This window comes from Candidatus Frankia alpina (assembly GCF_902806485.1).
GTDB lineage: Bacteria > Actinomycetota > Actinomycetes > Frankiales > Frankiaceae > Frankia > Frankia alpina.
In genome coordinates this window covers 20,532-36,252 of sequence record NZ_CADCWT010000021.1, presented here as the reverse complement: position 1 = coordinate 36,252, position 15,721 = coordinate 20,532, and the positions used below count along the sequence as shown (strand labels likewise).

The 15,721-nt window shown below is 72.3% G+C and carries 17 protein-coding genes; 16 read left to right on the top strand and 1 reads right to left on the bottom strand.

The features are described 5' to 3' along the window. The 15 genes from G6R25_RS04715 to nusB form a co-directional block, all read left to right on the top strand. On the top strand, positions 1-374 hold a 374-nt coding region (locus G6R25_RS04715), incomplete at its 5' end, for an MHYT domain-containing protein (protein WP_272871447.1). After that, complete coding sequence (locus G6R25_RS26210; protein WP_235947426.1) at positions 375-545, top strand: hypothetical protein; 171 nt, start codon at positions 375-377, stop codon at positions 543-545. Positions 546-601: 56 nt separating this feature from the next. Then, positions 602-2,071: a replication-associated recombination protein A gene (locus G6R25_RS04710; RefSeq protein ID WP_268904092.1), complete on the top strand. Its 1,470-nt coding sequence runs from the start codon at positions 602-604 to the stop codon at positions 2,069-2,071. 215 nt (positions 2,072-2,286) lie between these two features. Next, positions 2,287-2,808, top strand: coding sequence for a DUF948 domain-containing protein (locus tag G6R25_RS04705; RefSeq protein ID WP_163552001.1), 522 nt, complete (start codon positions 2,287-2,289; stop codon positions 2,806-2,808). Beyond that, positions 2,809-3,165 carry a hypothetical protein gene (locus tag G6R25_RS04700; protein WP_136448242.1) on the top strand — a complete coding sequence of 119 codons (357 nt, stop codon included), beginning with the start codon at positions 2,809-2,811 and terminating at the stop codon, positions 3,163-3,165. 92 nt (positions 3,166-3,257) lie between these two features. Next, positions 3,258-5,903 carry an alanine--tRNA ligase gene (gene alaS, locus G6R25_RS04695; protein WP_163552006.1) on the top strand — a complete coding sequence of 882 codons (2,646 nt, stop codon included), beginning with the start codon at positions 3,258-3,260 and terminating at the stop codon, positions 5,901-5,903. A gap of 16 nt (positions 5,904-5,919) precedes the next feature. Beyond that, positions 5,920-6,444 carry a Holliday junction resolvase RuvX gene (gene ruvX, locus G6R25_RS04690; RefSeq protein WP_136448835.1) on the top strand — a complete coding sequence of 175 codons (525 nt, stop codon included), beginning with the start codon at positions 5,920-5,922 and terminating at the stop codon, positions 6,442-6,444. Then, positions 6,441-7,850 carry an endolytic transglycosylase MltG gene (gene mltG / locus G6R25_RS04685; protein WP_235947423.1) on the top strand — a complete coding sequence of 470 codons (1,410 nt, stop codon included), beginning with the start codon at positions 6,441-6,443 and terminating at the stop codon, positions 7,848-7,850. The genes ruvX and mltG overlap by 4 nt, the downstream gene beginning before the upstream one ends. A 32-nt stretch (positions 7,851-7,882) precedes the next feature. After that, positions 7,883-8,857 (top strand): shikimate dehydrogenase, encoded by a 975-nt coding sequence (locus G6R25_RS04680; RefSeq protein ID WP_268904091.1) that lies wholly within the window; start codon positions 7,883-7,885, stop codon positions 8,855-8,857. Between the two features lie 22 nt (positions 8,858-8,879). Beyond that, the gene (locus tag G6R25_RS04675; RefSeq protein ID WP_235947419.1) at positions 8,880-9,536 is read left to right on the top strand and encodes a prepilin peptidase; all 657 of its coding nucleotides are present in this window, start codon (positions 8,880-8,882) and stop codon (positions 9,534-9,536) included. A 130-nt stretch (positions 9,537-9,666) separates the two neighbouring features. Then, complete coding sequence (aroC, locus tag G6R25_RS04670) at positions 9,667-10,851, top strand: chorismate synthase (RefSeq protein ID WP_163551999.1); 1,185 nt, start codon at positions 9,667-9,669, stop codon at positions 10,849-10,851. A 30-nt stretch (positions 10,852-10,881) separates the two neighbouring features. Further along, complete coding sequence (locus G6R25_RS04665; protein WP_163551998.1) at positions 10,882-11,451, top strand: shikimate kinase; 570 nt, start codon at positions 10,882-10,884, stop codon at positions 11,449-11,451. Positions 11,452-11,461: 10 nt separating this feature from the next. Beyond that, a complete protein-coding gene (aroB, locus tag G6R25_RS04660) occupies positions 11,462-12,577 on the top strand; it encodes a 3-dehydroquinate synthase (protein ID WP_163551997.1) in 1,116 nt (371 codons plus the stop codon). Positions 12,578-12,793: 216 nt separating this feature from the next. After that, positions 12,794-13,357, top strand: coding sequence for an elongation factor P (efp, locus tag G6R25_RS04655; protein ID WP_163551996.1), 564 nt, complete (start codon positions 12,794-12,796; stop codon positions 13,355-13,357). Then, complete coding sequence (nusB, locus tag G6R25_RS04650) at positions 13,354-13,854, top strand: transcription antitermination factor NusB (RefSeq protein WP_163552003.1); 501 nt, start codon at positions 13,354-13,356, stop codon at positions 13,852-13,854. Before efp ends, nusB begins: the two co-directional genes overlap by 4 nt. Positions 13,855-14,123: 269 nt before the next feature. Here nusB and bldD read toward each other — a convergent pair whose 3' ends face one another. Next, a complete protein-coding gene (gene bldD / locus G6R25_RS04645; protein ID WP_163551995.1) occupies positions 14,124-14,621 on the bottom strand; it encodes a transcriptional regulator BldD in 498 nt (165 codons plus the stop codon). A gap of 428 nt (positions 14,622-15,049) precedes the next feature. Between bldD and pyrR the strand changes: the two genes are divergently transcribed. Beyond that, a complete protein-coding gene (gene pyrR / locus G6R25_RS04640) occupies positions 15,050-15,670 on the top strand; it encodes a bifunctional pyr operon transcriptional regulator/uracil phosphoribosyltransferase PyrR (RefSeq protein ID WP_163551994.1) in 621 nt (206 codons plus the stop codon). Positions 15,671-15,721 lie beyond the last annotated feature (51 nt).

Genomic DNA, 15,721 nt, shown 5'->3' with positions numbered 1-15,721 from the left:
ACACCAACACCACATTGATGTCACGCAAAGCGACGAAACGTTACCGGGAAAGGCTCAGTGGCGTGGTCTCCGGCCTGGGGATTGCCGCGATGCATTACACCGGCATGGCCGCGATGCACGTCGGTGGGACCGTGACCTACCGGTGCGGAATCGTCGTGCTGTCCGTGCTCATCGCGGTGGCCGCGGCACTCGCGGCGCTGTGGATCGCGTTCCGGGTACGCACCGGCCGGCACGTGGTTGCCGCCTCCCTGATCATGGCGGCGGCGGTCAGCGGTATGCACTACACGGCGATGGCCGCCACCCAGGTTCAGGCCGGGGCCGGCGAGGAGGAGGTGACGGGCACCGACCCGTTCTCCCTCGCCCCGATCGTCTGAGTGATCGCCTTCTCGGTGCTGGCGGTGGTCATCTTCGCGGCCATGGGCGGCGTCACCGAGTCCGGTTCGTTCACGGTGGCCCGCGAGAGCAGCCGCCACCGCCGGCCCGCCCCGCCGGTCCCCGTCTGGAGCCGCCCACCCACCTCGGAGTCGCAGACCCGCTCCGGCTGAGCGCCTCATCCGGTTCGGGCGCGTGCTGGAGCCGGTCGCGGTCGTACGGTGAAGCGGTGAGCCTGTTCGATACCGCGGACCTGTTCGGCGAGGACGCCGCACCGCCGGCGGTGGATGCGCGCAGCGCCGAGGTCGCCGGCCCGGCCCCACTCGCGGCGCGGTTGCGGCCGCGGCACCTGGACGAGGTCGTCGGCCAGCGCCACCTGCTCGGCGCGGGCAGCCCCCTGCGCCGGCTGGTCGAGGGCGGCGGGACGACCTCGGCGATCCTCTGGGGGCCGCCCGGGACGGGGAAGACCACCCTGGCCCACATCGTCTCCCGCGCCACCGGCCGGCGGTACCGGGAGTTGTCCGCCGTGACGGCAGGGGTGAAGGACGTCCGCGCCGTCATCGACGAGGCCCGGTCCGCCCGCTCGGCCGCCGGGGCGCGGACCGTGCTGTTCATCGACGAGGTCCACCGCTTCACCCGCACCCAGCAGGACGCCCTGCTTCCTTCGGTGGAGCTCGGCTGGGTCACCCTGGTCGCGGCCACCACCGAGAACCCGTTCTTCTCCGTCGTCGGCCCGTTGCTGTCCCGGTCACTGCTGCTCACCCTCGAACCGCTCACCGACGACGACATCCGCGGCGTGCTCGACCGGGCCCTGTCCGACCCGCGCGGGTACGCCGGCCGGTTGGCGCTGACCGACGAGGCCCGTGCGCACGTGGTTCGGCTCGCCGGCGGGGACGCCCGCCGCGCGTTGACCGTCCTGGAAGCGGGCGCCGAGGCATTCCTCGCCGACCTCGCCGCGACCGAGGAGGCGGACGGGGGCGGGCGCGGTCGGGCGGTGGCGCGGCTCGACGTGGACGTGCTCGAGCAGGCCGTCAACCGAGCGGCCGTGCGCTACGACCGGTCCGGTGACCAGCACTATGACGTGATCAGCGCGTTCATCAAGTCGATGCGCGGCGGCGACGCCGACGCTGCGCTGCACTACCTCGCCCGGATGCTGGAGGCCGGCGAGGATCCTCGGTTCATCGCCCGCCGCATGATCATTCTGGCCAGCGAGGACGTGGGCATGGCCGATCCCGGGGCGCTGGGCGTCGCGGTCGCCGCCGGGCAGGCGCTCGACCTGGTCGGGCTGCCGGAGGCGCGGCTGGCGCTCGCTCAGGCGGTCATCCACCTCGCCCTCGCGCCGAAGTCGAACGCGGTGATCCGGGCGATCGAGGCTGCCACCGCCGATGTGCGTGCCGGCCGGGCCGGGCCGGTGCCGGCGCACCTGCGCGACGCCCACTATCAGGGGGCCACCCGGGCCGGCAGCGGGGTCGGGTACCGCTACCCGCACGACGCCCCAGGTGGCGTCGTGCGTCAGCAGTACCCGCCCGACTGGCTGACCGGCACGGACTACTACCTGCCCGGCGGCAACGGCTTCGAACGCCGGGCCACCGAACGCCTGCGCGAGCTGCGAACCATCGTCCGTGGTACGCCCCCCACCGGGCCCCACGCCGAGTCCGCCACCGGGCCTGGCACGGCGCCGCCGGGACCGGTCGGCTGAGCGCCGGCCTCGCAACCACCGTTGTGCCGCCCGAGATACGTCCTGGCCAAGGGTCTGTGCCCCCGGCCGGGGGAACGGGGGTTACCCATGACCCCCGTGGCTGCCTCGGTAAGGTCACATGAGGGCGTCACCGGGGTGGCGCCCGCGGCGTGGCACGGCGTGCCGGATCGGGTGGGGTGGGACCGGCCCAATCGACGATGGAGGCAGGAGCACATATGTCCGGTGGAGCGGTCGCGGGCCTGATCGCGTCGGGCGCGTTCGCAGTGCTCGCCCTCTTCGGCTGTTTCGTCCTGCTCAAACTCGGCAAGATCTTCGACGAGGCGGCGGCGCGCGTGCGCCAGACCGGTGCCGCCATTGACGAGGGAACCGCCCGGGTCAGGCAGGCCGGAGCGACGGTCGACGAGGTCAACGTGGCACTCGCCCATGTGAACAAGGAGCTGGACCGGGTCGACGCGATCACGGCGAACGTGCAGTCGATCACGACGAACGTCTCCTCGCTGACGTCGCTGTTCGCCGCGACGCTCGGCGGTCCGATGGTGCGGGTGGCCGCTCTCAGCTACGGCGTACGCCAGGCCGCGGCCAAGCGCACCCGGTCCGAGGTCGAGTCGCGAGTGAAGTCGCAGATGAAAGCGGACAAGGCAGGCAAGGCAGATAAGGCGGCCCGGCACACGGGCGCCGACGACGCCGGCCTGCCCTCGGTCGCCGGGGCGACCGAGGGTCGCCGGGGAGGCCACTAGATGTCCAGGATCTTCTATCTGGCCTTCGGCGCCGCGGCCGGCGTCGTCGTGGTGCGTCGGGCGGCGAAGGCCGCAGCGGCGCTTACTCCGACGAGCCTGGCCGGATCTCTCGTACAGTCGGTACAGGAGTTCCTCGCGGATGTGCGTGAGGCGGCGGCGGAGCGGGAGGAGGAGATCCGTGTTGCTCTCGGCCTCGACCGCGACCCGGACGATGATCCTTTCGAGTCCTCCGGGCGGCCCGCGGGGGCCGATGCCGGTGTCGCCGGGCCGGGTGCGGCTGGTGCGGCCGGCTACCCGGACAACCTCGACGACGCCGAGCGCACCATGCGGTTGGTCCCGGGTGCCCGCCGGCCCTGACGGCGCGGCGGCCGCACGGGCGGTGGCAGCAGCAGCGCCGCCCACCCCAGGATGACGCCCCTCCTCCCATGAGTCTGGACGATGTGAACTCGATGGACACGGCCGAGATCCGTAGCCGCTTTCTCAACCACTTCGCCCAGCGTGGGCACACCGTCGTTCCAAGCGCTTCGCTGGTTACTCAGGACCCGACGCTGCTGCTGGTCAACGCCGGGATGGTGCCGTTCAAGCCCTACTTCCTCGGGGACCTGGCGACGCCGTGGCCGCGGGCCACCAGCGTGCAGAAGTGCGTGCGCACCGTCGACATCGAAAACGTCGGCCGCACCGCCCGGCACGCGTCGTTCTTCCAGATGTGCGGCAACTTCTCCTTCGGCGACTATTTCAAGGTGGAGGCGATCCCGTTCGCCTTCGAGCTGCTCGTCGACGGGTTCGGGTTCAAGCCGGACGACCTGTGGGCCACGGTCTACCTCGACGATGACGAGGCCGAGCGGATCTGGCTGGACCTGCTGCCCGCCGAGCGCATCCAGCGCCGCGGCAAGGAGGACAACTTCTGGTCGATGGGCGTGCCCGGTCCGTGCGGGCCGTGTAGCGAGATCTACTTCGACCGGGGCTCGGCGTACGGGCGCGAGGGCGGGCCGATCGCCGACGAGGAGCGTTACCTCGAGGTCTGGAACCTCGTGTTCATGCAGTTCGAGCGGGGCGAGGGCGCCGGGTACGACTATCCGATCCTGCGCGAGCTGCCCGCCCGCAACATCGACACGGGCATGGGCCTGGAGCGGATGGCGACGATCCTGCAGGGCGTCGACAACCTCTATGAGATCGACATCTCTCGTCCGGTGCTCGACGCCGCCGGCCGGCTGACCGGCCGGCGCTACGGCGCCGACCCGGCCGACGACGTGCGGCTGCGCGTCGTGGCTGATCACACCCGCACCGCGGCGATGCTCATCGCCGACGGCGTCATGCCCTCCAACGAGGGCCGCGGCTACGTGTTGCGCCGCCTGCTGCGCCGCGCGGTGCGCGATGCCCGGCTGCTCGGCGCTCGCGAGCCGGTCATGGCCGAGCTGTTCGGTGTCGTCGGCGCCGCGATGGGCCCGATCTACCCGGAGCTCGTCGACAACGCCGAGACGATCACCGGGGTGGCCGTCGCGGAGGAGGCGTCGTTCGCCGAGACGCTGCGCACCGGCACCACGATCTTTGACACCGCGGTGCGGCAGGTCCGCTCGGCCGGCTCGGCGACCCTCGGCGGCGACGAGGCGTTCAAGCTGCACGACACCTACGGTTTCCCGATCGACCTGACACTGGAGATGGCCGCCGAGGCGGGCCTGTCGATCGACGAGGCCGGGTTCCGCCGGCTGATGGAGCGCCAGCGCCAGACCGCGAAGGCCGATCGGGCCTCGCGGCGCATCGGCAACGTCGACCTGTCCGCGTTCCGCCCGATCCTGGCCCGCTCCGGCCCGACGACGTTCACCGGCTACGAGGAGCTGACCCGCGAGTCCGGCGTCGTCGGTCTCGTCGGTATCGCCGACGGCGCCGGGCTCGAGGTCATCGGGGAAGGCGACGAGGTCGGAGTCGTTCTCGACACGACCCCCTTCTACGCGGAGAGCGGCGGCCAGGAGCCCGATTTCGGCCTGCTGCGCTTCGACGGTGGCGAGGTCGAGGTCCTCGACGTGCAGCGGCCCGTGCCGGAGCTGGTCCTGCACCGGGTGCGGGTGCGCTCCGGGGAGCTGCACCTGGGCGACCGGGTGCGGGCCGAGGTCGACGAGGGTCGCCGCCGGGCGGTCTCCCGTTCACACACCGCCACCCATCTCGTGCATGCCGCGTTCCGCCGGGCGCTGGGGGAGGGGGCGACCCAGGCCGGGTCGCTGAACTCCCCGGGCCGGCTGCGTTTCGACTTCCACGCCCTCGGCGCCGTCGCGCCGTCGGTCCTCGCCGACGTCGAGGACGAGATCAACGAGGTCGCCCTGCGGGACCTGCCGGTCCACGCGTTCGTCACGACGCAGGCGGAGGCCCGCCGGCTCGGCGCGATGGCGCTGTTCGGGGAGAAGTACGGTGACGCCGTGCGCGTCGTCGACGTCGGCGACTACGCCCGCGAGCTGTGCGGTGGTACGCACGTCGCCAGCTCCGCCCAGCTCGGCGCGGTCAAGCTGCTGTCGGAGTCGTCGATCTCCGCCGGGACCCGTCGGGTGGAGGGGCTCGTCGGCATCGACGCGTTCCGCTACCTCGCCCGGGAGCACCTGCTGGTCTCCCAGTTGTCCACCGCGCTCAAGGCCCGCCCTGACGAGCTGGCCGACCGCGTCACCGACATCGTCGGCCGGCTGCGCGACGCCGAGCGGGAGCTGGACCGGCTGCGGGCCGCCGCGGTGCTCGCCGGCGCTGGGGCGCTCGCCGACGGCGCCGAGGACGTCGGCGGCGTCGCCGTCGTCACCGCGGAGGTGCCCGCCGGCACCGCGCCCGACGACGTGCGGCTGCTGGCGATGGACGTGCGCGGGCGCCTCGCCGGGCGGCCGGCGGTCGTCGCCGTGGTCACCGCGGACGGCTTGTCGATCGTCGTGGTGACCGACTCCGGCGCTCGGTCGGCGGGGCTGCGCGCCGGCGACCTGGTCCGCAGTTCCTGGGCGAGTCTGGGCGGCAAGGGCGGCGGCAAGCCCGACATCGCCCAGGGCGGCGGCGGGAACCCCGAGATGGTCCCGGCCGTCTTCGCGAAGCTGCGTGGGCTGGTGGCCGACCTCGCCGCCCGGTGAACGGCCGGCGGACCCGGTGAGCGGTCCGGTGGGTGGTTGCGGGCAGGAGCCGGACATCCGGCCGGGGGTGCGCATCGGAGTCGATGTCGGCTCCGTGCGGGTCGGGGTCGCGGCCAGCGACCCCGGCGGGGTCCTCGCGGTGCCCGTCACGACCCTCGCCAGGGACAAGCGCCATAATGCGGACATCGAGCAGCTTGTCCAGATCGTCCGTGACAGGCAGGCTGTAGAGGTCGTGGTGGGCCTGCCCAGGCAAATGTCCGGGCAGGAGGGCCAGGCGGTCCGGGTGGTCCGGCGGTACGTCGAGGTACTCGCCGAGCGGGTCGCCCCTGTCCCCGTGCGGTTTGTGGACGAGCGGCTCACCACGGTTGCGGCTCATCGCAGAATGGCCGAGCGTGGCGTTCGTTCCCGCGCCCGCCGCAGTCTCGTGGATCAGGAGGCAGCCGTGCAGATCCTGCAGCACGACCTGGACAGCCGCCGTCGGCGTGGCGGCATGCCCGGCGTGCCCGGGTCCACGGAGGCCTTCCCCCGGGACTCGAGGTGACGGGCGGCAACCTCGACGAGATGCTCGGCGAGGATCCCTATCGCCGTGGCCGCCGCTCCTCTGGACACGCCGACCGCCGAGCCGTCGACCGCCGCCAGGCCGATCGGGGCCCCGACGGCCGGCATCCCGACGGGTATCCCGAGGATGGGTATCACGAGGACGGATATCCCCCCGAGGGGTACGCCGACGACCCGCACGCCCGCGACCCCAGGGTCGACTCCCGCGGTGACCGGCGCGTCGGCGACCGTCGGCGGGACCACCGCGGCGCCGGCGGCCACGAGCCGCGGGACGACGCCGAGGACTGGGACGACGGCTGGGACGACGACGGCGACGGCGAGGAACGCCGCGGCCGGGCGCTGCCGAAGCTGATCGCCGTCCTCCTCCTCGTCGCCGTCCTGGTCGGCGTCGGCATCTTCGGAATCGGCAAGGTCATCGGCCGGGTCTCCGGCGGCGGCTCCACCAGCGCCGACTACCCCGGCATGGGCGAGGGCATCGCGGTGGTCCAGGTTCCCGACGGCGCCACCGCCCGCCAGATAGCCGTGGAGCTGCAGGACGCGGACGTGACCGCGTCCGTCTCGGCGTTCGCCAAGGCCGCGTCCGCCAACCCCAAGTCGCTGGGCATCCAGCCGGGCACCTACCGGCTGCGCAGCCGGATGAGCGCCGAGGCGGCCCTCGCCGCATTGCTCGATCCGGCGTCCTCCGCGCCGTTCAAGTTCGTCATCAAGGAGGGCATGACCGTCCGCCAGGTGCTCCAGGGCCTGCACGAGCGGCTCGGCACGCCGTTGAGCGAGCTGGAGGCGATTGCCCGTTCCCCCGCCCAGCTCGGCGTGCCGTCCTACGCGCCGACCCTGGAGGGCTACCTGTTCCCGTCGACCTACGACCTGGACCCCGGGTCCACTCCGGTCCAGTTGTTGACCTCCTTCGTCACCCGCTTCAAGAAGGAGACGGCGTCGATCGGCCTGGAGACCAAGGCCGCCGCGATCGGGGTCAAGCCGGCCGAGATCGTGACCATCGCCTCGATAGTCGAGAAGGAGGTCGCGAACGCCAGCGAGGGGCCGCAGGTCGCCCGCGTGATCTACAACCGGCTGCACGACACCACCGGGCGCTTCCGCCGCCTCGACATGGACTCCACCACCCGCTACGCCGAGGACGAGTACGAAGGCCCGCTGACAAGGGACCAGCTCAACAAGGCCAACCCGTACAACACGCGGGCGGTGGCCGGTCTGCCGCCGGGTGCGATCTCCAACCCGGGGATCTGGGCGCTGAAATCCGCCCTGGAACCTGCCGACGGGTCATGGTTGTATTTCGTGTCCATGCCCCAGAGCAAGGTGACGCGCTTCGCCGCGACCAGCGAGGAGTGGGCCGCGCTGCGGGCGCACTACCTCGCCGAGGGTGGCAAGGAGTAGACGGCAGCCCCTTGGACCCGGTGGGAGGCCACGTGGTGCGGGAGACCCAACTGGGCGGCGTGGGTGCGCGGCCGGAGCCGCAGCGGCCGGCGACCGTCGCCGCCGCGGCGACGCCCGCGCATCCGGCCCGCGCCGCGGTGCTCGGCGCCCCGGTGGACCATTCGCTCTCGCCCGTGCTGCACGCGGCCGCGTACGCGAAGCTCGGCCTCGCCGTCACCTACACGGCCATCCACTGCGACACGCCCGACCTGCCGGCGATGCTGGACCGGGTCCGGTCCGACCCGGGCTGGGTCGGTCTGTCCCTGACCATGCCGCTCAAGACGGTCGCCCTGGACCTGCTCGACGAGGTTGACCCGACGGCCGCGGCGATCGGAGCGGTCAACACCGTCGTCGTCGGCGAGGCCGGCCGGCTGCACGGCTACAACACCGACATCGTGGGCATCGGCGTCGCCCTGCGCCGGGTCATGCGCGGTGCGGTACCCGGACAGCCGCTCATCCTCGGCGCCGGCGGCACCGCCCGCGCCGCCGTCGCCGCCGTTGCCGCCGCCGGCTGCCCGCACGTCGCCGTGGTCGCCCGCCGTCCCGAGGCGATCGCGGAGGTGGCCCGGATCGGCGCCCGCCTCGGCATCGAAGTGACGGCGCTGCCCTGGGAGCTGCTGGCCACCGGTCTGCCCCCCGGACCGGATCTCGTCATCGCCACCACCCCGGCCGGCACGACCGACCCCCTCGCGACCCGCCGCTGGCCGGGGTCCAGCCAGCTCGTCGAGCTGCTCTACCACCCGTGGCCGACCGCGCTCGCCGCCGCCGCATATCGAGCCGGCGCTCGCGTCGTCAGCGGCCTGGAGATCCTTGCCGCGCAGGCCGTCGGGCAGGTCGAGCACTTCACCGGCCGTCGCGTTCCCGCCGGGGTTCTCCTGGCCGCCGGCCAGGCCGCCCTCGATGAACGCACGAGTGCGCATGTCGCCGTCGGCTCCGACCCCAACCGTGTCGGCCTGGCCGGCGGGTGATGTTCGGAAGACAGGCCTAGCGGTGGGCGAGATCGGGCTCAGCGTGCTGATCGCGCTGGTGGCGCTCGTGATCGGGGTGCCGGTCGGGCACCGGGTCGTGGCCGGGGTGCCCCCGCCCGACGGCGGCGAGCCGCGCCGCGCCGCCCCCGGGGCGGCGGCCCTGGGGATCGGGACGGCGGCGGTGGTGGCCGCGGTGACCATCGCCCTGTACCGCCATCCTGGCTGGTTACCGGCCTATCTGTACCTCAGTGTGGTTGGAGTGTGGCTGGCTGCGATTGATGTGCGGGTGCACCGGCTGCCCGACCATCTGGTGCTGCCGGCCTACCCGGCGCTGGTCGCGTTGTTCGGGGCCGCCGCGCTGGTCGACGACGCGCCGGGCCGCCTGCTGCGGGCCGTGCTCGCCGGCGCCGCCTGCTGGTTGGTCTTCCTGACGCTGCACCGGCTGCCGGGCTCCGGCCTCGGCCGGGGCGACCTCAAGCTCGTCGGTCTGCTCGGCGGGGCGCTGGGCTGGCTGAGCTGGCCGAGTGTGGTGTTCGGGATGTTCGCCGGAATGGTCCTCGGCGGGGTGGGGGCGCTCGCGTTGCTCGCCGCCCGCCGGGTCGGCTGGCACGACCACCTCGCGTATGGGCCGTTCCTGCTGGCCGGAGCCCTGTTCGCCGTCCTGGTCGGGGGCGGTTGACCGGCGGCTGGTGGTTCGGCCCGCCGCGGGGGGCCGGGAGTGTCAGCACAGGTCGGCCTCGGTGGCGGCCGACGTGAGCATGCTCCCGGTGCGAGGTGCAACATCGGGTACTCGTGAAAGACTAGATGGCATGGTGCGTTGGTTGACTGCCGGGGAGTCGCACGGTCCCGCCCTGGTGGCCACGGTCGAGGGGCTGCCGGCGGGTATTCGCGTGACCAGTGACGACATCGCCGCGGAGCTCACCCGTCGGCGCCTCGGGCACGGCCGTGGGGCGCGGATGAGCTTCGAGCGCGACGTGGTCGAGCTGCTCGGCGGCCTGCGCCACGGCGTCTCGCTCGGCGGTCCGATCAGTGTTGTCATCCGTAACAGCGAGTGGCCGAAGTGGGAACGGGTTATGTCGCCCGACCCGGTCGACCCGGCCGCGCTCGCGGGCCTGGGCCGCAACGCCCCGCTCACCCGGCCCCGGCCCGGCCACGCCGACCTCGCCGGCATGCAGAAGTACGGCTTCGACGACGCGCGCCCGGTGCTGGAGCGGGCCAGTGCCCGTGAGACGGCCGCGAGAGTCGCGCTCGGCACCGCGGCCAAGGCGCTGCTGCGCCAGGCGTACGGCATCGAGATCGTGTCCCACGTCGTCGCGATCGGCGCGGCCGAGGTTCCGCCGGGCCTGCCCGCGCCCACCTCGCTTGCGGCGGTCGACGCCGACCCGGTCCGCTGCGCCGATCAGGCGACCAGCGTGCGGATGGTCGCCGAGATCGACGCGGCCCAGGCCGACTCCGACACCCTCGGGGGCATCGTCGAGGTGCTGGCCTACGGCTGCCCGCCGGGTCTCGGCAGCTACGTGCACGGCGACCGCCGCCTCGACGCGCGCCTTGCCGGGGAGCTCATGGGCATCCAGGCGATCAAGGGCGTGGAGTTCGGCGACGGGTTCACCACCGCGCGGCGGCGTGGCTCGGTGGCGCACGACGAGATCGAGCCGGTCGGCGGCGCGGGCCGGCGCGTGCGGCGCGCCACCGACCGGGCCGGCGGCATCGAGGGCGGCATGACCACCGGCGAGCCCCTGCGGGTCCGCGTGGCGATGAAGCCGATCTCCTCACTTACCCGGCGGCTGTCCACCGTGGACGTGACCACCGGCGAGGCCGCGGTCGCGATCAACCAGCGGTCGGATGTGTGCGCGGTGCCTGCCGCGGGCGTCGTCACCGAGGCGATGGTCGCGCTCGTGCTCGCCGACGCGGCCCTGGAGAAGTTCGGCGGCGACTCCGTGGAGGAGACTCGGCGCAACTGCGAGGGATACCTGAAGTCCCTGGTGATTCGCTGATGCGAGAACTGCAGACGAGGTAACAGGATCATGGTTGGGAAGGCGGTGCCGGCCGGGCCGGGTGCGGTCCTGGTCGGCGCGCCCGGCGCGGGCAAGACGACGGTGGGAACCCGGCTCGCGCAGCGGTGGGGTGTCGAGTTCCGTGACACCGACGCGGACGTGGAGACGGAGCTCGGCCGCAGCGTCGCCGACATCTTCGTCGAGTTCGGCGAGGAGTACTTCCGGGCCGCGGAGTCGCGGGCGGTGGCCGCCGCGCTCGCCGAGCACCGCGGGATCGTCGCCCTGGGCGGCGGGGCGGTGCTCGACGCCGCCACCAGGGCGCTGCTCGCCGGTCACCGGGTTGTCTACTTGGAGGTCGGCGTGTCCGACGCGGTGCGCCGCGTCGGCCTCGCGCGCGATCGGCCGCTGCTCGTCGAGGGGCCGCGCGCCCGGTTCGCCGCCCTACTCAAGGCCCGCCAGTCGCTGTACGCGGAGGTGGCGGCGGTCATCGTCGACACCGCCGGCCGCGAGCCGGAGGAGGTCGCCGATCTGGTCGCCGCCGCCCTGGCGGAGCTACCCGCGCTGCCGGCGTCGTCGGCCGTCACGAATTCGGCGCAGTGAGGATTCCACGGTGAGTGTGCAGGCGAAGGTGTCCAACGTCGTGCGGATTCCGGTCCATCCCGGCGGCGAGCGGGCCTACGACGTGGTGCTCGGTGAGGGGCTGCTCGGCGATCTCGCGGAGACGGTCGCCGGGCGGACCCGCGCCGCGGTGATCCATCCGGCGGCGCTGCGGGCCACCGCGGACGCCGTCGTCGCGGACCTGCGGGCGAGTGCGGGGGTCGAGGCGCACGCGATCGAGGTGCCCGACGGCGAAGAGGCCAAGCAGCTGCGGATCGCCGGCTTCTGCTGGGACGTCCTCGGCCGGATCGGCTTCACCCGCGACGACGTGATCATTGGTCTCGGCGGCGGCACCGTGACCGACCTGGCCGGGTTCGTCGCCGCGAGCTGGCTGCGCGGAGTGGACATCGTGCAGGTGCCGACCACCGTGCTCGGGATGGTCGACGCGGCCGTCGGCGGTAAGACCGGCATCGACATCGACGCGGGCAAGAACCTCGTCGGAGCGTTCCACCAGCCGCTGACGGTGCTGTGCGACCTCGCCGCGCTGTCCACGCTGCCGGCCGTGGAGGTCCGCGCCGGGCTCGCCGAGGTGGTCAAGACCGGGTTCATCGCCGATGCCACCATCCTCGACCTGCTCGACGCCGACCCCACGGGCGCCGCGCACCTGCCCGAGCTGATCGAACGGTCCATTCGAGTCAAGGCCGACGTCGTCTCCGGCGACCCCCGCGAGGCCGGCCGCCGGGAGATCCTCAACTACGGCCACACCCTTGGCCACGCGATCGAGAAGGTCGAGAACTTCAGCTGGCGGCACGGCGCGGCGATCTCGGTGGGCATGGTGTTCGCGGCGGAACTGTCCCGGCTCGTCGCCGGCCTCGACGACGCCATCGCCGACCGGCATCGCGACCTGCTGACCCGCACCGGCCTGCCGGTGGCCTACCGCGGTGACCGGTGGCCGGCGCTGCTCGACACGATGCGCGTGGACAAGAAGTCCCGCGGTCGGCGGCTGCGCTTCATCGGCCTCGCCGCCCAGGGCGAGACCGTCATCCTCGACAATCCGAATGCCGGCCTGCTGATCGCCGCGTTCACGGCGGTCGCTCCCGACGGCCTGTCGCTGCCCGACGCACCCTGACCGCACCGCCGCACCGCCGCGGGACGTCGTGGGCGCCGGGCTCGGTAGACTTGTCCGCGGCCTGGCTGATCGCCGCCGCACGGGGACCGGCACCGGTCCCGGGCGAGCGGTCAGGGCCGGTGAGGGTCGCCGCGGCGCGTGCGGCCCGATGACTCTAGGCTTGCGCACGACGATGATCCGCCGTGCAGGCACGTAACCGAACGGAGAAGGCGCGCAGTGGCGACCAGCAACGACCTGAAGAACGGCATGACGCTCGACATCGACGGGGTGTTGTGGAACGTCGTCGGCTTCCAGCACGTCAAGCCGGGTAAGGGCGGGGCGTTCGTCCGCACGACCCTGAAGAACGTGCTCACCGGGAAGGTCGTCGACCGCACCTTCAACGCCGGTATCAAGGTCGAGGTCGCGACCGTGGACCGGCGTGAGATGACCTACCTATACCGGGACGGCGCCGAGTTCGTCTTCATGGACAGCGAGTCCTACGACCAGATCCCGATCCCGCCGGACGTCGTCGGCACGACCGCCGACTACATGCTGGAGAACACCGTCGCCACCGTCGCGCTGCACGGCAGCGCCCCGCTCTACGTGGAGCTGCCCGCCAGCGTCGAGCTCACCATCGCCCAGACCGACCCGGGTGTGCAGGGCGACCGCTCGACCGGCGGCACGAAGCCCGCGACCCTGGAAACGGGCGCGACGATCAACGTGCCGCTGTTCATCACGACCGGCGAGAAGGTCAAGGTCGACACCCGCGACGGCCGTTATCTTGGCCGGGTGACGAGCTGAGCGCCAGGTCCAAGGCCCGCAAGCGCGCTCTGGACATCCTGTTCGAGGCGGATGTCCGCGGCGTCGGCGTCCTGGAGATCCTCACCGCTCGGCGCGCCCAGGCCGACCCACCCGTCTCGGAGTACGCCGAGGGGCTGGTCAGGGGCGTCGTCGAACATTGGCGGGAGATCAACGACTGGATCGGCCGGCACGCCGAGGGCTGGACGATGGAGCGCATGCCCCCGGTCGATCGCAACATTCTGCGGATCGCGGTGTTGGAGCTGCTGTGGCGGCCAGACGTGCCGCCGCGGGTCGTCATCGACGAGGCGGTGGAACTGGCGAAGAACCTCTCCACCGACCGGTCACCGTCGTTCGTCAACGGCCTGCTCGGCAGTCTGGTCGACGCCGGGGCAGCGTCGGCGACGGCCGAATCGGCGGTCCCAGCGGTGGAGGAGGTCTCGGTGGCGGGTCGGCCGGCTCCGCCGGGGCCGGATGCGGGACCGGGCCAGGAGTCCTGACTGACCGGGTCGCGCTGCCTGCCGCGATCGGCGTGCCCGGTACGTCGCCCCGAGTGCGACGTACCGGGGTACCCCCGGCTGCCTTGTGTGCCACGTGCGTCCGGCCGGCCGAAGACCCCGAATGCCGACCCGCGATTACCTCGAGATGAAGTTGCTAGTGCCACGGACGAGACTGCTGATGGTGCTGCACCGCTGGACTTGCTGATCTGGCGGGTGGTGCTGGTTGATGCGCTGCCGGTGAAGCACCGGTGTCGCGGTCAGACTCGACTTCAGACGTCGGAGGCGGTTGCGTCCGCGGCCTGCTCGGGGGACAGCACGCCCCACGAGACGAGCTGCTCGGTGAGCTTGCTGGGAGAGGTGTCGTAGATCACCGCGAGGGAACGCAGGTCCTCGTAGCGGATGGAGAGAACCCGGCCGTTGTAGTCGCCGCGCTGGCTCTGAATGGTTGCCGCGTACCGCGCGAGCGGTCCGCCCTGCTCCTTGGGCACCTGGGAAAGGCGCTCGAGGTCGAGGACGATCCGCGGAGACTGCTCTAGCGGCGCGACGGTGGAACCTTCGGGAAGAAGCTCCCCGACCGGAACGCCGTAGAACTCCGCGAGCTCCGAGAGACGCTGCACGGTGACGGCGCGGTCCCCACGTTCATAGGAACCGACGACGACGGCTTTCCACCGACCGTGCGACTTCTCTTCGACGCCATGAAGCGAGAGCCCCTGCTGGGTGCGTATCGCGCGCAGCCGAGCACCGAGCGCCTTCGCATAGTCGGACATCGGAGTGCCCACTCCTGTCGTGGTCGATCAGTTGGAACCGGGGCTCGTGCCACCGGCGGTTACCGATAGTAGTGCCCACCGGGTTGAGGCTCGACACCCGGGGGGTCGTGTCGCTTCTTTCTTTGTACCACTTTCTGTAGCCCTTCGGTTGCGCCGTCTGCCTGCCCGGAGGGAACTTCCGCCGATCGTCGTACCGGCGCAGGCGCACGTGATCCCGGTGACGTGCAGTCACGGCTTCGCGATGATAGTTGGCGCGGCAACAATGCGCACGGGTCCGCGAACCGGCGGATGCGGACGGAGTCGGGCTGCCGCGCGGGTGCCGGCGGGCCACCCCCGCGGGACCCTCACTCGTCCGGAGTGCCCTGGTAACGTCGCTGAGACCGCTCCTTTAAGGACCGTCCCGTGAGGCGGGGAAGGAGGGATGCCGCGTGGCCTCTGCCGCCGCGAGCGACCCCGCATCGCGCCGTCCCGGCATTGCCCGGACAGTACTGTCCGCCGACGACATCACCCGGATCGTCAGCCGGATGGCGCACCAGATCCTGGAAAAAACCTCCGGTGGTGCCGGTGTGGTGCTGCTCGGGGTACCCACCCGAGGGGTACCCCTCGCACATCGTCTGGCACAGCGAGTACATGCCGTGGAGGGAGTGGATCTTCCCGTCGGCTCGCTCGACCCCACGATGTATCGCGACGATCTGCGACTGCGCGGGGTTCGGCCACTGGAGGTGACCGAGATTCCGGACGGTGGCGTCGACGGCCGGGTGGTGATCCTCGTCGACGACGTCCTCTACTCGGGGCGCACGGTGCGTGCCGCGCTCGACGCGCTGGCCGCCTACGGCCGCCCCCGCACGGTCCAGTTGGCCGTCCTGGTCGATCGGGGTCACCGCGAGCTGCCAATCCGTGCCGACTACGTCGGGAAGAACATGCCGACCTCGCGCCGCGCGTCGGTGGCCGTCCGGCTGCGGGAGATCGACGGCGCCGACGGAGTGCTCATCGTGTCGCCCGAAGCCGGCCTGACCGGCGCCGCGGCGGACCCGGGAGAGCTGCCGTGATCCGGCGAACGGACGCCGAGCGGGGGCGCGCACGGGCGGCGAAGGGAGTCG